This is a genomic window from Pandoraea sp. XY-2 (assembly GCF_004193915.1).
GTDB classification, from domain to species: domain Bacteria; phylum Pseudomonadota; class Gammaproteobacteria; order Burkholderiales; family Burkholderiaceae; genus Pandoraea; species Pandoraea cepalis.
Map to the genome: position 1 here is coordinate 106679 of NZ_CP030849.1, position 17785 is coordinate 124463.

8 protein-coding genes and 1 pseudogene are annotated in these 17785 nt (G+C 64.7%); 2 read left to right on the forward strand and 7 right to left on the reverse strand.

Annotated elements, in window-relative coordinates:
- Window positions 1–4: 4 nt before the first annotated feature.
- The 6 genes and pseudogenes from DRB87_RS00440 to DRB87_RS00465 form a co-directional block, all read right to left on the reverse strand.
- Entirely contained in the window at window positions 5–3232 is a 3228-nt protein-coding gene (locus tag DRB87_RS00440) for a hemagglutinin repeat-containing protein (RefSeq protein WP_130024446.1), read from the reverse strand.
- Window positions 3133–6336 carry a hypothetical protein gene (locus DRB87_RS00445; RefSeq protein ID WP_130024447.1) on the reverse strand — a complete coding sequence of 1068 codons (3204 nt, stop codon included), beginning with the start codon at window positions 6334–6336 and terminating at the stop codon, window positions 3133–3135. Before DRB87_RS00445 ends, DRB87_RS00440 begins: the two co-directional genes overlap by 100 nt.
- A gap of 56 nt (window positions 6337–6392) precedes the next feature.
- On the reverse strand, window positions 6393–8201 hold the full coding sequence (locus tag DRB87_RS00450) for a filamentous hemagglutinin N-terminal domain-containing protein (protein WP_165385214.1): 1809 nt from the start codon (window positions 8199–8201) through the stop codon (window positions 6393–6395).
- Between the two features lie 114 nt (window positions 8202–8315).
- Window positions 8316–10082, reverse strand: a complete 1767-nt coding sequence (locus tag DRB87_RS00455; protein WP_130024448.1) for a ShlB/FhaC/HecB family hemolysin secretion/activation protein — start codon at window positions 10080–10082, stop codon at window positions 8316–8318.
- Between the two features lie 602 nt (window positions 10083–10684).
- Complete coding sequence (locus tag DRB87_RS00460) at window positions 10685–11038, reverse strand: DUF3331 domain-containing protein (RefSeq protein WP_165385215.1); 354 nt, start codon at window positions 11036–11038, stop codon at window positions 10685–10687.
- A 125-nt stretch (window positions 11039–11163) separates the two neighbouring features.
- Window positions 11164–12455: pseudogene (locus DRB87_RS00465) on the reverse strand (NAD(P)/FAD-dependent oxidoreductase).
- A 155-nt stretch (window positions 12456–12610) separates the two neighbouring features.
- Between DRB87_RS00465 and DRB87_RS00470 the strand changes: the two are divergent.
- Window positions 12611–13270, forward strand: a complete 660-nt coding sequence (locus DRB87_RS00470; protein WP_130024450.1) for a TetR/AcrR family transcriptional regulator — start codon at window positions 12611–12613, stop codon at window positions 13268–13270.
- Window positions 13271–13333: 63 nt separating this feature from the next.
- On the opposite strand, the gene DRB87_RS00475 is transcribed toward DRB87_RS00470, so the two are convergent.
- Window positions 13334–15001 (reverse strand): SH3 domain-containing C40 family peptidase, encoded by a 1668-nt coding sequence (locus tag DRB87_RS00475; protein WP_240756125.1) that lies wholly within the window; start codon window positions 14999–15001, stop codon window positions 13334–13336.
- 272 nt (window positions 15002–15273) lie between these two features.
- On the opposite strand from DRB87_RS00475, the gene DRB87_RS24060 reads away from it, so the two are divergent.
- Window positions 15274–17631, forward strand: a complete 2358-nt coding sequence (locus DRB87_RS24060; protein ID WP_370363273.1) for a hypothetical protein — start codon at window positions 15274–15276, stop codon at window positions 17629–17631.
- The last annotated feature ends 154 nt before the right edge of the window (window positions 17632–17785 follow it).

Below are 17785 nucleotides of genomic sequence, written 5' to 3' on the forward strand. Positions count from 1 at the left end.
GACGTCAGCCCTGCACCAAACGCACCGCCGAGCGCATTGCCTCCCCGAGACCCGCCACGATTGCCCCACCCGCCGCGTGCATCGTCGCGCGATAGTCGCCGCCTTCAGACCAGTCTTTCGCTTCCTGTAAGTACTGAGCCTTCAACGTAGGATCGTCGGTCTTCTCCGCCAGCTTTAGCGCCTCGTCTTTTTTCTTATCCGCATAGCGCCCGATGTCGCGCGCCACGGCCTCACCCGCTGCCGTTGCCGCTTGCATCAGACGCGACTGGTCGTTGAGCAGATCCTGTAGATCAGGCGTGCGAGTTACCGCCCCATTCAAGTCAGCAGTATCGCGATTCAAACTCGCCAGATCCTGCGTCTGATTTGCCTCGTTCGTCAGCGTGATCGTGCCTTCGCTTACGCCGGTGCGCGTCGTGGCCCGCTCGCTGCCGCTCTCCATTTGCGGCAACATCGGAGAAATCCCACCTGTGTTCTTGCCAGAACTATTGCCCGTCGTACGCTCATTCGCGCCGCCATTACCAACGGTGGCCCCACCACCGACACCAAAACTGTTGGCGCTGTATTCCGAATGGTTTTCAATGTCGGAGAACGTCAACGTGGCTGTCGTCAGTTGATTCTTTGACGGATCCGCCGTGCTCGCAATGTAGGCACCCTTCAGATCGGTGTTCCCCATCACGCCGATGTCGAACCCACCGCCGCCCGCCTGAATTCCTGATTGCTCCTCCACGCCCGCATAGTTGCCGCTCGCATTTCCACGGGAGAAACTGAGGCTGCCGGATGCGCCCCCCATACTGACGCTCAGCCCACCGCCCATGCTCTGCTGATGCGCAGAACTCTCGCTCGTGTCCTGCACGCTGGCGACGTTCAGATCCCCACCCACGCGCGCGATGACCTTGTCGGCACTCACGTTCGCGCCGACGATATTCGTGTCGCCACCGCTTGCGATCACCGCCGTCCGGCTCGCGTTGATATGCGTGTTGTTTTGGAATTTTGAATCCGAGTTGGCATCGCCGTTCGACTTCGAAAGCGACGCCGACACGCCCCATCCGCTCGTGCCGTAAGACACCCCGATACTGCCGCTCTTCGATTCGCTCTCGCTATGCGACGACTCGGTGTCGGTGCTGTGACTCAGGTTGACCTGATTGTTGGCTTGCAATAGAACATCCTTCCCATCGATGTTCGAGCCGATGATGTTGATGCTGCCTTTCCCCGACGCCGCGTCACCGGTCGCGACGAACGCCGCCGTCCCACCGGCCGTGATGTTGCTCGACACGTTCTGCGTACTGTCGACCGAAGACGTCGACTTGCTGCTCGAAGACCCCCAACTCAATTCGACCTTCGCTTCAGGTTTTCCGCCGCGGGCGAGTGCGTCGAGCGAAGCCTTGCCTTGGTCCAACGCGCTAACGGCACCACTGGCCGCCGCATAACCCCGCAAGGCGGCAACGCGCCCATCGCCGCCGGAGTCGGCTGCCGCGCGCGTCTGATTCGCGACGTTCTGCACCGCATCGATCACCGGTGCCTTGACCGCCAACGTGAAGCCCGAACTCTTGGTCTCGTGCGTCTCGTCATGATGCTGGCGATTGACTGCCGACTCGACGGTGACGTTTTTCCCGATGCCCGCCACGTTCCCACCAGCGACGACGTCGCTGCCTCGCACCAGAAGGTCGTTTCCCGCCACTATGCTGACGTTGCCGTTCACGCTGCCGACAAGACTTCCCGTCTGCGTCACGCTGCTGTCATTGGTGCGGTCGCGCTGCTCGTTCTTCCCGTAGGAGATACCCACCCCGCCGGACGAACCGAACCCCGATCGCTTCTCATCGCGGAATGTGCGGATCTCGCTCACGTTCTCTGTCGATTCGACGCGCACATCGTGACCGGCCTGAAGGGCAACGTCTTTGGTACCGACAATCGTGCTCCCGCGCACGCTCATGTCCTTGCCCGCCGCCACCGCCACGCTATCGGCGGAGATCACGCTACCGTTGGCGACAGTGGTCTTGGTGTCAGTCGTGCTTACGGTTGTCGTACTACTCAAGAATCCACCGCTACTGTCTTCCCGGCGGCTGTGAAACTCGTGCGTCTCAGTGACCTCACCGATATTCACGTCGCCCGCCGCCACCAGCGTCGCCGTTCCTTTCTCGAGCGCGATACCGCTGCCGAGCACGTTGATATCTTTGCCGGAGACAACCGTGAGGCTGTCGCCGCTTTGCAGCGTAGTACCGATCACCGTGTCGTCCGACGTACGCAGTGCCTCCGCAGCGGTGCCGCGATTGGCGTCATCCGTACCGCTGCTATGGAAGGTGGAGGTCGCTACCGACGCCTGCAGCGTCACGTCCCCCTTCGCGGCCAGCACGCCGCCGCCCTTCAGGTTCAGGTTGGCGCCGGTCGCGGTCAGATCACCGCCCACCCCAATCTGCGCGACGCCTCCCACCGTCACGTTGCTGCCTGTCGCCGAGTTCAGATCGGTATCCGACACCCCGCTACCGATCGGCACCGACTTCCGCTCGCCCGTTTGCACCGCGCCCAATTCCCAGTTGCCACCAACGGCCATGGCGAGATTCCCGCCCACGTTCAAGTTGCCCGCGTTCTGCTCAAAGTTGCCTCCCGTCGCGATCGCGGCGTTGCCCGTCACGTTCAGATTCGCAACGGGGCCGAGCGTCGTCGTGACGCGTGTGGCTCCCGCGTCGCCGTCCTGCCTGAGTGTGTTCGTCGTCGTGTTCAGCAGAAGATCGCCGCCGGCCATGAGTGCCAGACTTCCGGCATTCACCGTGGCGGAACTCATGTCGATGTCGCCCGCCGTCGTCAACGTCATCAGGCCGCCGCTCTGCAGCGACCCGAACGCGTTGTCGATGGACTTGCCGTCAACCGTGAGGGTGCGATCTGCCTGTACCGTGCCGCTGTTCGTGAGCGTCTGCGTGTCTTTCAGGTCGATGTCACCCGCGGCGATCAGCGGGCCGTTCATTGGCTGTTGACTCGTTTGCGCCAGATAGACCACCGGCACCAGCACGGTCTGTCCGTCCACGATCTGGGTCTGCATGACCACCACATTGCTGGTGAGCGCGGCGACCTGCGCCGCCGACAGGCTCATGCCCGGCGAAAGGTTCAGCGACTTCGCGAGTTCCGCACCCGACGTCATCAACGCCTGATACATCGACTCGATGTCGGTAAAGGGACCGAGGACTGCCTTGCCGGTGAGCGCCGTGATCTGGTCCCGCACCAACTGCTGCTCGTACATGCCGTCCCCAGACGCTTTGCCGTCGTCTGCGGATTGACCCCTAGCTGCCGGAAATAGTAGTCGCTCGAAATGAAGCGCCTGACGTCAGTGAAGGCCGGATTCGATTCGATGAGGTACGCCGCGTCCGGCGCCGTGGCCGGGCGGAACAGGCCGCCCCGCGGGATCGTCAGGTTGGCGATGACGTCGACGGCCGTGGCACGCGCAATGATCGGATCGACCCGCACAACACTCGTCTGAATCGATGTCGCGTCGATCCTGGTTCCATTGGCGTTGCCGCCCGCAACGCCGACAGTCACGTCCGTCACCGACTGGCCGGGTACGAGGCCGATGGATGGCACGCCTGCATTGCCCGCTGTGTTGTCGATGCTCACCCCCGACCCGGTCAACTTGCCGTTTGCGACAAACGTCGATTCGTAGGCGGGCGAGGTGTACGTGCGGATATCTGCGGGGGAGCGATTCCAACCCGTCGGACGATACGTCGGGTAGTTGGCGTCGCCAAACGGCAATTGCCAGTCGCGGATGCTCTTGTCGTAGTTGTCGTAGTGATAGTGCCCCGAGTAGGTGACGCGTATGACCGGGGCGTTCTGGCCTTTCCAGCTATTTTGGTCCAGCGTCGAGGGGGCCGCGATGTCGCCCGCCGCCGAGACCGCACTCCAGTAGTTTTGAAACAGATCGACTGACGCGGCATTCAGGTTGGCGCCGGAGATGATTTGCGCCTTCGGGCTGATCGACGTCACGGTATTGGCTTCCGCCACGCCGGTATAGCTGGTGTAGATGTAGTCGCTGTTCCATTTCCCGCTCCCGGGAGGTTCGGGGTATGCGCCGCCAATCGCGTTGGGATCCCGCGTATTGACCTGCCCCGTGCGCCCGCTCAGGCTGATGCCAAGACTGGCAAGCAGATCCGCCGAGACCGACGACGTGAAGCCCGACGTCTGCATTTGTCGCCGCGTATTCGTGACCTGATTGGCGTGCAGCGCCATATCGCGTGTGGACTGGATCAGGGCCGATTGATTGCGGATCAGTTGTGCGTTGGTGTAGTTGCCGCTCGCGTCCTTGCCCCCGGCGATGACAACGCGGCCAAGACCATAAATGGCAGCGGTCGCCTGCGTATCAGTGGCCGTCGTGTCGTCGCGGTTCTCGATGATCGGCGCGAGCAGTTCAAGCGTCCCCTCGCTGTTTGTCGCGCCAATGAGCGCCGTTGGACCGACGTTCGAGAGTCGCGATGCCGCATTGAGCGACACCTCGCCGCCCACCAGGGTGCCGGTGTTCTGCAGCGTGTTCGAGTGCGTCGTGAGCGTGCCGCCAGCCATCATCGTGCCGCTGTTGGCAATATCCCCCGCCGTAATGTTCAGGTTCTCGACCGCTTCCACCCGGGTGTCGTTCGTGAACGTGCCGGACAGCGTAATCGCAAGTTCGTGCCCCGCCGCGAACTTCAACGCCGGCGTCATCGCGAAGTCGCCTTCGACGTTTACCGCGACATCGTGAGCCGCACCGTAGGCGCCGCCGCCCGCAAGTGTTGCCGCCGTCACGTTCAGGTCGTTCGTCGCACCGATCTGGCCGCTGGCATTCGTGAGCGCACCCGCCGTCTTGATGGCCACGTCGCCGCGCGAACCGGCCAGGTTGCCGATACCGCCGCCCGTGTTATCGAGCGTGTCGGCATCGATCGAGACGGTCGCGCCGCTCAGTTGTCCGCCCAAAGTGTTGGAGATGGTCGAGGCCCTGAGGTCCACGCGACCATTGCCCGTGATCGCGCCAGCGCCGTTGACGACCCACGTGCCGCCCTGAATCGTCGCGTCGCCCGTGCCGAGATGGCCAATGAGACCGCGAGTGTTGTCGATGGACGCGACCTGCACCGCGAGCGTGCTGTCGTCGCCGTCGGTTCCCGACTGGATCCGGCCATTCGTATTGTCGAGCGTGCCACTGCCGATAACGGACAGGGACGCGAGCGAGCGCACGACCCCTTGCGTGTTGCTCACGTTACCCGACACTTTCGCCGTGGCGTTGCCCCGTGCGGCAAGCATGCCCGCCGCGTTGTCCAGGCGGCCGACGTTCAGCGCCAGTTGTCCGCCTGCAATGATCTCGCCGCGTGCGTTCAGCAGCGTCCCCGCACCGTTGCCCGGCGCGATCGTCAGGCGTCCCGCTCCGGAAGCAAGGATCTTGCCGCCGCTGTTGTCGAGAAGGGCAGGCGCAAGCGTCAGATCCTGGGCGTGACTCTGGATCGTGCCGCCCGCCGAGTTGTCGAGCGTATGCCTGACGTCGACGGTCATCGGCGAAGCCCCGTAATGCGTGATCGTCCCGCCGTGATTCAGAAGGTCGGCCGCGGACAACGCCAACTGGTTCGCCTTCACGTTGCCGCCGCTGTTGTTCAGCGTGGCGTTCGTCGTCAAACTCAGGTTCGGCGCCACGATGGCGCCGCCCTTGTTTGTCAGTGAACCGGTGCGGATCGTTTCGTTCGTGCCTGAGCCAATCTCGCCGCCATCGTTCGCCAGCGTGTCGCTCGAGAGCGTCAGGTCGGTGTTCGACAGCAGCTTGCCGTTTGCGTTATCGACCGCGCCGCCAAGCGTTGCCGTGAGCCCGGTCTGCGCCATGATCAGACCCGCTGCGTTGTCCAGGCTCCCCGCCAGCGCGACGACCTGCCCGTTGCTGGTGATCTTGCCGCCCGCATTCGAGAGCGTGCCGGTCCCGTTACCGGCATTCATCGTGAGCGTGCCGGCGCCCGCGTGCGTGATCGTGCCGCCATGGTTATCGAGCATGGACGGCGCCAACGTGAGATCCACGCTATTCGTCTGCAGCGTGCCGCCCGCCGAATTGTCGAGCAGGCCCAGGACGGCGACGCGCATCAAAGCGGCACCCGTCTGCGTGATCGTGCCCGCGTGATTGACGAGATGGGTGGCACCCAGCGACAGTTGTGTCGACTGCAGGGTCCCGGCACTGTTGTTGAGTGTCGCCGCACTCACCGAAGCCGCCTGACCCGCGATGATATTGCCGCGGTTGTTGGTCAGGTGCGTGCCTGCGTCGATCGTCGCATTCCCCGCCGCTTGCAGTGTGCCATCGCGGTTGTCGAGCGACGCTGTGCCGACTTGCAGGTCCGTCTGTGCACTCACCGTGCCTTGGTTCGCAACGCTCCCCGCGGTGAGCGTGACGGCACCATTGCCGCCGATTACGCCCCCTGCGACCCGGTGGCGGTCGTGCCGATCGCGTTCGTGAGCGCACCCGTGACGGTGACCGTCAGACCATCGCCATTCAGGGAGGTGATGCGGCCCGCCGTATTGTTCAGCGAATCGCTCGTAATGGACAGCGCAGCGCCGCTCTGCAGGGTGCCACGGTCGTTTGCGATGGCGCCGCCGCGCAACTGCATGGCGCCCGCCGAGACGATTTCGCCGCCCAGGTTCGTCAACTGCCCTGAGGTTCGTGCAATGAGCATGGCTTGTGACGCAATCTTGCCCGCCACATTGGACATACGGGCCGCGTTGAGCGTCACGCCTTGAACCCCCGCGAGCGTGCCGTAGTCGTTGATCAATGCACCCGCAACTCGCGCGGTCACTTGCCCCGCTGCGCGCGTGGTCGCGCCAGCGAGGTTCAGATCGCCGGCGCTGGCTGTCAACGTCAGGTCGCCGTTTGCGGACGTTTCGCTGCCCGCGAGATTGAGCCCGCCACCCGTGAACATCGCATTGCCGCCCGCCACACTCAGGCCGCTCACGTCGAGCTGAGCCGATGTGGCTACCGAGAGGTCGCCGCCGCTGCCGACCGAGCCGTCGCCGTTCACGCCGGCGCCCAGCGTGCCGGTCGATGTCAGGCGGCTCGCCATGACGGACAGATCTCGTTGTGCCGCCAGCGTGCCGTCGTTCGTGACGATGTCCGACGCGCGGAGGCTCGTGCTCTGTTTTGCGTAGATCGTGCCGCTGTTGGCAACGCTGCCCACGTCGATCCCGACGTTGCCGCTGGCGTTCAGTTTGCCGGACTGCACGAGCTGCCCCGCACTGGTGAGCGTGAGATCGCCGGCTTGCGCGGCGATCTCTCCCGCGTTCGACACGCCGACGCCCTTTTCCGTCCCCACCAGCGTGATGCGGTTGGCGTACATGCCGCCGAGCGCGCTGACGTCGATCGAGACCCCCGGGGAGGCGCCCGTGCCGCTGATAGCGCTCGCCGAAAGCGTGTCGTGATCGACCTGGTTCGTGCCGGTGATGACGTTCAGCGCATTGCCGTAGATCGCGGCATTGGCCTGCACCGCGCGGGCGATGAGATCGACCTGGTCAACGTTGCTCGCGTTCAGCCCCGCGCCCTGAACGGCAATGCTGCCACCCGTCACCTGAAAGCCGCGCAGCCCACCGTTGGCATCGAGGATCGGTGTGCCAGTCGTAAGAATGCCGCGCGTGGTGTTGATGAAGCCGCCGCCATCGACCACGATCCCCGACCCGTTTGCCACGATGACTTCGGCTCGGCTGCCTGCGACCTCCAGGTAGCCTCTGAGCTGGCTCGGCGCAGTGCTGTTGACCTGATTCAGAATAATCCTCGCGGACTGGCCCGGGCCAAGGTTCGGGTTGCCGTTGATCATCCCGGCCTGCTGCGTCTGCGTCATGACGGACGCGTTGTTCAGGATCGCGCCGCCGCGCGGCACGTCGAACTGGGAATAGGTGTTTTGAGACACGCCTGCCGCGCTGGGCGTGTTGATATTGATTTGCGGGAGACCGTTCGGGGTCTGCACAACGGAAGGGGCTCGCTCACCCGCGCCCGTCACTTGCGCCAGTACCCGCACGGGCACTGCCCCCAATGTCACGAGGGTGGCGAAGGCCACGCATCGCATCGAGAAAAGCGAGACGCACGAGAGGCGCCGCGACACCTGTCGGGCCGAACCGAGGCGTCGTGTCTGACCGGCATCCGCCTGAGCGCCTGCGCTGAGCGTTTCAGCGACCGCCACCAGCATGCCCCGTGGCCGGCTATACACCAATCGGAAGAGGTTCTGATTCATTTTCGTGAACGACCTGAAGAGAGATGCCGCGGCGGGGATCCGCCAGGCGGTCATGGAATGTGGATGCCGTCATCGCAATGCGGAGCGGCTTGCCACCCCGATGCGCTGGAAGCCTCAAAGTTGGGCGGTCAGCTGAAATCCGACCGTGACTTGCGCTGTGGGAAAGCCGGATGGCTTGTAGATCGGTGTGCCCAGGAACACGTCGTAGCCGTAGCCGCCAAAGCGAGTGGCAACGCTTCCCTTGAGACCGATGACGGCGCCGACGAGCTGTGTGCCGTCTTGCGCGACGGGTTGCGGTCCCCAGACCCGGCCGTAATCGAGTCCCGCGTACACGGACTGTCCGGTCTGACCAAGCGGCACCTGAAGCTCGTTGCGCCAATAGAATCCGCGCGCGGCCGAGAGCATCGTCTCGCCGTCGAAGCCCCGCACGGTGTAGCGGCTGCCGATGGAAAGGTTGTCGATGTAGTAAAGCGTGTTGCCGGTGTATTGGCCGTGGAAGGTGGTCACGTACCGAACTGGCTGCTGCGCCACGGCAAAGCCGACGGCGAGGTTCGCGTCGAGCACGGCCATGCGATAGCGATAAGTCGGGCCTCCCGAGGCCGCGAGACGGTCATCCTGCGCACCGAGCCCGCCGATGCCTTGCCGGTACGCAAGCGCCGCATCGAGTTGCGCGGCACCGAAATAGTGCCGATCCGTCAGGCCCCACTCGACAAGGGTGTTGTTGCGTCGCTGCTGCGTGATCTCGATGTCTTCGATGAAACTCTGACCGAACCGGCGCGACAGCCGGAGCTGGGTGCCAAACACGTGGTTCTGGCTGCGGGAGAGCACGCGGCTGAGCGTGGCGTCGAGCGTCTTCGAGTTGCCACTTGCGATGAACGTCTCGTTAACGCCCGCAATTCGCTGGTAGTAGCGGCTGGTGTAGGCCGCGAGCGTTGCGCTCCAGTAGCCCCACGGAATCGCGTAGCTCGCATGCCAGCCACGCGAGCCCAAATCGTGTTCCTTGAACAGCAGGTCCTGTGTCACCCCGACATTGAAGATGTCGTTCACGCCGAGCGGGTTGTACAAACCGGCCGAGAGGCTGCCTTGCAGTTGACCCGTCGCGCGTGACCCGGCGTTGTCCACAGACGCCACGACGGTCCAGGGTTTGGTGCGCGTTACATCGAGCACGACGTCGCTCTGGCCCGGCAGATCGGCCGGCACGATTTGCATCGAGACGTCCTGATTCGACACGCGCTTCATTTGCTCGAGACCCTGCTCGAGATCGCGCAGATCCAGCAACGCGCCGTCACGCGTCGGGAAGGCGCTCTTCCATGTGCCCCGCAGTGTCGGATCGGCAAAGCGCACTTGACGGATGACGCCGGGGATCAAGGCGAGTCGGAGCGTACCGCTCGAGAGATCCTGCTCAGGCAGCAGCACGCGTGTTGTGAGGTAGCCGCGACTTAAGACGACCTTTTGCAGGCCTTTGACAAGCGCATCCAATCCCCGCTTGCCTATGCAAGCGCCCGCATAGTGCTCGACCCAATCCTGGGCGAACGTAAATCGGCCCAGCGACTGCGTCTGGGCAGCCGTTGCCCCGAGGGTCTCTTGCGATATCGTCGGGATTTCAAAGACGAATGTGTCGATCTGAAAGCATGGGGTCTCGTTGGGTAGCGCGGGCCAGGCAGGCGCATCGTCACGTGTTGAGCGTACGGATGGCGCGTTGACCGCCACCTCGCGTTGTTGTGCCTCTCGCTGTTGTTGGATCAACTGGTCTTGCTCGACTCCCGTTCGGGCGGCGGCCGCCGTGTCGGCGGGGGTGGGTGCGGACGTTTGCTGAGCCTGCGCCGCCATCGCGAACAGCGAACAGGCCAGCAGCACGGCTTTCGTTTGTGTGATCGGCATCAGGGCTTTGCGGCGATTTCAAAGTGCGGATTGAGCGAATTACGGTCGACGCGTGGAGCGTCATCAACGGCAGCCACTCGTTCCAACGCGTAATCGACCTACGCAGCGTGGGGAGATAACGGCGATGCCGGAGTGGAATGTCACTGAACGTGACGAGGGGGGCATTGAGACGTTGGACTTCACCGCGGTAGTGCGGCGGTGGTTCAACGAAAAACGTTAGCAAGACTAAGGGTTAAGTCACAAACAGACTTCTTGTTCTGGTCGGAAATTTTCGAGTCTGGATGCGTCGGGCGCGACGTCAGAACGCGTCGGTCGTCAATGTCGATCGAATGGCTGCGGTGGCAGCGGCGTTCGGCCGACGAAGGGCGGAATGAGGGGGGGACGCGCGGAACGGGGGGCAAACGGCGTTGTGCGCTTCGCCGGGCGGCGAAGCTCCGCTGAGTGTGGAGCGTTGTTCAACGGGACGGGATGATTGTCGATCGCGACGAATCAAGGATCGAGCGTCGGGCTCGTGGCGTGTGCGCGCACCGTGTTTGAGGCGCGCGCGGACCTCACGCCAAACACCCCGGCGGCAGGTTCGTACGGGGTTGTGAGTCGCGGTGTTATGCCGGTTCGAGTTCCCGGCTGCTGGATTCGCGCATGGCACGAATGGGCTCGGCCAATATCATCGCGTCGACATTGAGCGGCGGCACATCGCCGAACAGCGGCCGGTAGACGAAGTCGCCCACGTCGATCGCCTCGCCCGTCAATGCGCAAACGCCAGGGTGATTCGCCCGGCGAATGCGCCAGATCTGCGCGCCGTAGTTGCCGCCCATGGCGTCGTTCCACGACACGGTGATTGTGAGTTCGCTGGAGATCTCCAGCACACGCACGATGGGCGCGCGGCGCGTGTAGGGAATGACGGGCCGGCACACGACCGGTTCGGCATCGAGCATCGCCACGGTGTGTTGCCACACGCCTTGATCGCGCGGCGCGGCGCGCGACGTGCGCGAAGTTCGTGACGTCGCGGATGTCGGGGATGTGCAGGCATCGCGGTGGGTACCGCTTAGTTTGGGGCAGTGAGTTCGGTCGCTTCGCATGGTCAGGCCAGCCGGGTGCGCGGCCCGCGAAGGCCGCCGAGTTTTTCCGCGCCCAACAGCACCGTCGCGCGGGCGAACCCGTGCAGCGCATGCTGATGGCGCCGATACAACATGGCGTGGCTCCACTGCGCGAAGCGTCCGCGCACGATGCCACCTTTGAAAAAGCCGAATCGCCCAAGGGCGCCAAACGCGTTGTAGCCGGAAAGCGAGACCAACGCGCCGGGATCGCGATAGACGAACGGCGGAATCGCGCGTCCCTCAAACCACGCGCCAAGATGCCGGCCCAGATGCGCCGCCTGCTGCGTGGCCACCTGAGCCGTCGGCGGCAACGGGCACTCGCCCTTCGCGGGCACGAGCGACGCACAGTCGCCCAGCGCGAAGATTCGCTCGTCTTGTGCCGTCTGCAACGTCGGGCGCACCACGATCTGGTTGGCATCGTTGGTCAAGAGCCCGCCAATGCCCTGCAAGACGTCCGGCGCTTTCACGCCGGCCGCCCACACGAGCAGATCGCCGGGAATCAACTGACCGTCGTCACGATAGAACCCGTCACGGTCGGCGCACACGATGCGGGTGTCCGTCAGCACGCGAAAGCCCAGGCGCTCCAGCCCCGCCTGCGTCGACTCGGACACCTCCGGCGGAAATGCCCGAGCACACGCGGACCACGCTCGACGAGCGTGAGCTTCAGCCGTTCGCCAATGCGCGGATCACCATAGCCAGCCGCCAGCGCGAACGTGCGGCTCAGCTCCGCCGCGAGTTCCACGCCCGTGGCGCCACCTCCGGCGATCACGACACGCAGCGCGTCGTCGTTCACGGCGCTGCGCAGCGCTTCACATCGCAACGCCGCTTGAAATGCCTCGGCCTGCGGCTGACTGTCGATGAAATGGCAGACGTCGCGCACACCGGGCAGACACGCGTCGTCAGCCTGCGAGCCAAGCGCCAGCACGAGCGCGTCGTAAGGCACGCGACGCTCGCCCAACAAACGCGAGCCGTCGGGCGCGTCCATCTCGCCGAGCACAATCTCCCGGCGCGCTCTATCCAACCCGCACATGCGCCCCGCCTGATACGTAAAGCCGTTGCCGCAGGCATGGGCGAGATACGTCACCTGTGTGTGCGTGACATCGCGCGTGCCTGCCGCTACGGTGTGCAGCATCGGCTTCCAAAGATGGGTGGGGTGGCTGTCGATCAGCGTCACGCGCGCCGTGCCGGCAAGGCCGAACCTACGGCCCAGACGCGTTGCCAGCTTCAGGCCGGCGATACCGCCACCGACAATCACGATTCGGTTTGCGCGAGACATTTGGGGGAAATGCCAAATTCAACAAGTGATGAATAAGCGCATAATAGCGAGCGTGGCCCCGGCGTGTCAAATGGCAATTGCCTGGGCAGGCAGCGGCGTTCGGGTCGGGTAGACTTGGCGCATTGCTGTCGCGAACTCGACCCACCCATCGCTCAATGACTCCGAACAAAGCCGTCCCGCAAGCCGAACCGCCCCGCAAACGCGCACGTGGGCGTCCCACGTGCAACTGCTCGCATGGGGCCGACGCGTTGTTGCTCAACGCGCGGCGTATCTTTGCGCAGCGCGGTTTCTATGCGAGCAGCGTGCGGCAGATCGCGGAGGCGTCCGGGGTCGACGCGGCCCTGATCTCGCACCACTTCGGCTCGAAGGAGGCCCTGTGGGTCGCGGTCGTCGATCAGATCGCGACGCTCACGCGCTCGATGATCGAGCAGACGCTGGCGCTGCGGCACGCGCCGCTGGAACCTGCCGAGCGCATCGAGCAGGCGGTACGGGTGTTCGTGGAAGTCGTTTTCGAGAATCCGGACATCGGTATGTTCTTCTCGACGGCCGCGACCGAGGAAGGCGAGCGGCTCGACATCATCATGCAGCGACTGGTGCGCCCGTATCGCGATGCGATGGTGCCGCTCGTGGCCGACTGGCTCGAAGCGCAGAAGCGCCCGGGGCAGGACGCCGACGTGATGTTTTTCATGCTGACGTCGGCCATCAGCAAGACAGTGTCGTATCGGCACATGATGGGACCGTTCCTGCCGCCCGAAGGCATGGCCGATCTCAAGCGCACCGTGCTCGACTGCGCGATGGCGCTGATTCGGCAATGATCCGCCGGCGCAGGCGGTGCGCAAGCGTCTTATAGGCTTTGCGGCGCCGCGCCGGCCAGCGCTTTACTGTGGCATCTCCTCCGGGGTGTCCGTGCTCGGTACGCGCGTGGCATCCCCGTTTGCCGAGGTCTCGCTGCCGATCACGCTGATCTCAAACAGCGACTTGCCCGCGAGCGAGCGAGCCTCGGGATCTTCCGGGTAAGTCTTGAGCAATGGCAGGATCACCGAGCCACCGATGACATTGCGACGACTGTTATCCGCCGGCGACAGGCCCCACACGTTCTGATAGGTCATCGGCACGCTTTCGCCGTCGCGCTGCGCATTGCCGAGGTACAGCATGATGTGCCCATTGATGTGGATGAGCGTCATCAGCGGCCGGCCGCGCTCGGCCAGCGTGCGCAACCTTGTGTCGATATCGGCGGCGCGCAGATCGGTTCGCACGCCCGCGCGCAACTGATCCGACGAATGGCGCGGCAGCCACACGCCGAACGGGGCGAAGAGGCTGCGCGTCTCGGCCGAGCAGTCGTTGTAGAACAGCGTGTTGCCCCACCCGTACGGACGCCCGATCAGTTGCTTCATCACCTGCGCCATATGGCGCGGCGTGAGCGTCCATGGCATCGGTACCAGGCTCGAGGCGTCGAGCGGGGTCGTGCGAATGTGTGCCTGACGCCGAAGATCGGCCACGGGGAACATCGCGACCGGGTGCCCGTCGCGCAGCATCACAGGCAGCACGGTGCCGATCGGTGCAAACGTTCGGTAGATGGGCGCCGTCGCGCCGGGCGGCGTGTCGGCCAAGGCCACGTCGGCGCGCACGATGGCGCCGAGGCGGCGCTGTGCCGCGTCACGCCACGTGGCGATGAAATGCTCGTCGACCGAGGCCACGGTGCGGGCATCGACCCAACCGATCAGATCGGGCGAATAGACAAGCAGCCACGCGCCGTCGACGCTGCGGGCGAGCGTGTAGACCGGCGTGCCAGGTCGCAGCGCGGAGTCCTGCAGGGCATCGAACGGATAGCCTTCGCCTGCCTGATGGAAATCATAGAACGCCGGGTCCTGCGTGGGGAGCTGGCGCACCAGCGCATTGTCGACGGTGATGCCGCGACGGCCCGGATCGTATTGCGCACCGGCCTGATCGGCGTCGAGTTGGGCCAGTCCCATGTTGGCTTCGATGGCGCGGATCCACGACGACGTGTGCGCATGAAAGTTCTCGCCATAGGTCTTGGCAACCCCGGGCACGCCGTTATCGAACCGTCTGGCGCGCCGCGCTTGCGAATCCGCGATCTGCTGCACACCGGTCGCGTTCAGCAGCGATGTCGACAGCCATGTGCCGTTCCATGGCGACGGGTCGCGCGGCGAGGTGCCGAAGTAGCGCGCGCGGAAGGCCTCGAACCGACGCGTTTGCTCCTGCGCGGAGAGCAGCGGCCGATCGTAGTCGGGCGCATCGGGCCGGATCCAATGATCGACGTTCTGATCGTAATGCTCGATGGGGAAGCGGCCGACGTTGTAGTGCGTCGCCGTGCCAGCCGCCGCCGGCTGAGACGCCGTGGGCGGTTGCGGTGCGCCTGCGCACGCCGCGAGCACGACGAGCGGCAGCAGCGACGTGAAGCCGGCAAGGCGGGTAACGGGGCGCCGCGGGGCGTTCGAGGCGTTGCGCCGCGTGATGTGCATGACATGCGCGACGGACGACGTGGCACGCACGATGACGCCGCGCGCCGCAAGGAGGGCACCCATGTTGTGCGAAAGAGAGTCCGGATGCCGTCATGCTACTCCATCGACACAGGCGTGAAATTGCAGCGCGCGGCGAGGCATGCAACGAGGCGCTACCGTGCCTTCGGGTGTGGCGTGAATGCTGTACAAATATACAGTACAATCACGTCAAGCCGAGCGACGCGTGGATGCTGTCAGCGACTGTCGCATCGGCCTGATACAGTAGTTCCCCCGAGGCGCGCACGCGCGCTGTCAGACGTCACGCTGTTCATTGTCAACCAAGCGGCCCTGATCCAGTGGATACCTCATCCCCGAAACCCGACCCGTCGTCCAACCACGCCATTCGTATCCGTGGTGCCCGCCAGCACAATCTCAAGAATCTCGACGTCGATCTCCAGACCGGTGAAATGACCGTCGTGACCGGCCCGTCCGGTTCCGGCAAGTCGAGCCTGGTCTTCGACACGCTGTTTGCCGAAGGCCAGCGCCGCTACGTCGAAACCTTCAGTGCCTACGCCCGCCAGTTCCTCGACCGCATGGATCGTCCGCAGGTCGATCACGTGGAAGGCGTGCCGCCGGCCATCGCCATCGATCAGACCAACCCCGTGCGCAGCTCGCGCTCGACGGTCGGCACGATGACCGAACTCAACGACCACCTCAAGCTGCTGTTCGCCCGCGCGGCGGCGCTGTTCGATCGCGAGACGGCACAGCCGGTGCGACACGACACCCCCGAGACGATCTACGCCGACCTGATGGCGCGCACCGCGCCGGGCGATCCGCGTCTGGTCGTTACGTTCCCCGTCGAGTTGCCCGGCAGTGTCACTGCCGACGAGGTCGAACAGTGGCTCTCGGCATCGGGCTACACGCGCGTGCAGGCCGAACGCGAAGTCGCATCGGCTGACGGCGCGCGCAAGGTGCTCGATGTCGTCGCCGACCGCTTCCGCCTGCAGAACACCGAGAAGGCACGCGCGATGGAAGCCATCGAGGCGTCGCTCAAGCGCGGGCGCGGCCGTGTGAATGTCTACGTGCTGGCCGACGAGGGTGAGCCCGACATCTGGCGCTATTCGCAGGATCTGCACTGCCCCGACAGCGACCTGCACTACGCCGATCCGCAACCGGCGCTCTTCTCGTTCAACTCGGCCTATGGCGCCTGCGAAGCCTGTCGCGGGTTCGGCCGCGTGATCGGTGTCGACCTCGGTCTGGTGATCCCGGACGAGCGCAAGACGCTGCGCGGTGGCGCGATCAAGACCATTCAGACGCCGGCGTGGAAAGAGATTCAGGATGACCTGCTCGAATACGCGGGCAAGGCGAGCATTCCGCGCGATACGCCCTGGTCGAAACTCTCGCCCGAGCATCGCGAGTGGGTCATTGAAGGCGATCCCGACTGGAAAGGCGAGTGGAACAAGCAGTGGTACGGCATCCGCCGCTTCTTCGGCTATCTGGAGTCGAAGGCGTACAAGATGCACATTCGCGTGCTGCTCTCGAAGTACCGCAGCTACACCACGTGCGAGACCTGCGGCGGTGCACGCCTGAAGACGGAGGGTCTGCTCTGGCGGCTCGGCTCGAAGGAGAACGCCGACGCGGTTCTGGCGCCCGCCCAGCGCGTCATGCCGCGTGGCGTGGCGTGGTCGCGCGAGGCGCTCGAAGCGCTGCCCGGCCTCACCATGCACGACCTGATGCTCATGCCGATTTCGCGTGTGCGTCAGTTCTTCGATTCGCTCACGTTGCCGTCGAGCCTGCTCGACGACGCCCTCAAGCTGTTGCAGGAAGAGGTCGGCACGCGGCTGAAGTATCTGTGCGACGTCGGCATCGGCTACCTCACGCTCGACCGCCAGAGCCGCACACTCTCGGGCGGCGAAGTGCAGCGTATCAATCTGACGACGGCGCTCGGCACGTCGCTCGTCAATACGCTCTTCGTGCTCGACGAGCCGAGTATCGGCCTGCATCCGCGCGATATGGACCGCATTGTCGCCGCCATGCATCGCCTGCGTGACGCGGGCAATACGCTGGTCGTGGTCGAGCACGATCCGGCGGTGATGCTGGCCGCCGACCGCGTGATCGACATGGGGCCGGGGCCGGGGGAGCGCGGCGGCCAGATCGTCTTCGACGGCACACCCGAGGAAGTGCGCCATGCCGACACGCTGACCGGCAGCTATCTGGGCGGACGCAAGCACGTGGCGAACGCGTCGAACTGGCGCGCGCGTCCGGTCGACGCCGCGACGCCGCGCCTCGCGCTGACCGGCGTGCGCGAACACAACCTCAAGCAGGTCAGCGTCGAGATTCCGCTCGGCCGGCTCGTGTGCGTGACCGGCGTGTCCGGGTCGGGCAAATCGACGCTGGTGCAGGACGTGCTCAACCCGGCACTGGCGCGTCACTTCGGCGACCCGACCGAAGCCCCGGGGCCCACGACGAACTCATCGGCGCCGAACAATTGTCGGGCGTGGTGTTCGTCGATCAGTCGCCCATCGGCAAGACGGCACGCTCGAACCCGGCGAGCTACGTCGGCGCCTTCGACGAGATTCGAAAGCTGTTCGCGGCCGTGCCGGCGGCGCTGCAACGCGGCTACAACGCCAGCACCTTCAGCTTCAATTCCGGCAACGGGCGCTGCCCGACATGCGGCGGCTCGGGCTTCGAGCACGTGGAGATGCAGTTCCTGAGCGACGTGTACCTGCGCTGCCCGGACTGCGACGGCAAGCGCTATCGCGCCGAAGTGCTCGACGTGAAGATTCAACGCGCCGTACCCGGTGAAGCGATGCGCGAGTTGAGCGTGTCGGATGTGCTGGAGTTGACCGTCAACGAGGCGGTGAAGCT

Bases quoted from the DNA above. Each gene is read 5' to 3' on its own strand.
- DRB87_RS00440 (WP_130024446.1), bottom strand. From the start codon at position 3,232: ATGTACGAGCAGCAGTTGGTGCGGGACCAGATCACGGCGCTCACCGGC.
- DRB87_RS00450 (WP_165385214.1), bottom strand. From the start codon at position 8,201: ATGAATCAGAACCTCTTCCGATTGGTGTATAGCCGGCCACGGGGCATG.
- DRB87_RS00455 (WP_130024448.1), bottom strand. From the start codon at position 10,082: ATGCCGATCACACAAACGAAAGCCGTGCTGCTGGCCTGTTCGCTGTTC.
- DRB87_RS00470 (WP_130024450.1), top strand. From the start codon at position 12,611: ATGACTCCGAACAAAGCCGTCCCGCAAGCCGAACCGCCCCGCAAACGC.
- DRB87_RS00475 (WP_240756125.1), bottom strand. From the start codon at position 15,001: ATGGGTGCCCTCCTTGCGGCGCGCGGCGTCATCGTGCGTGCCACGTCG.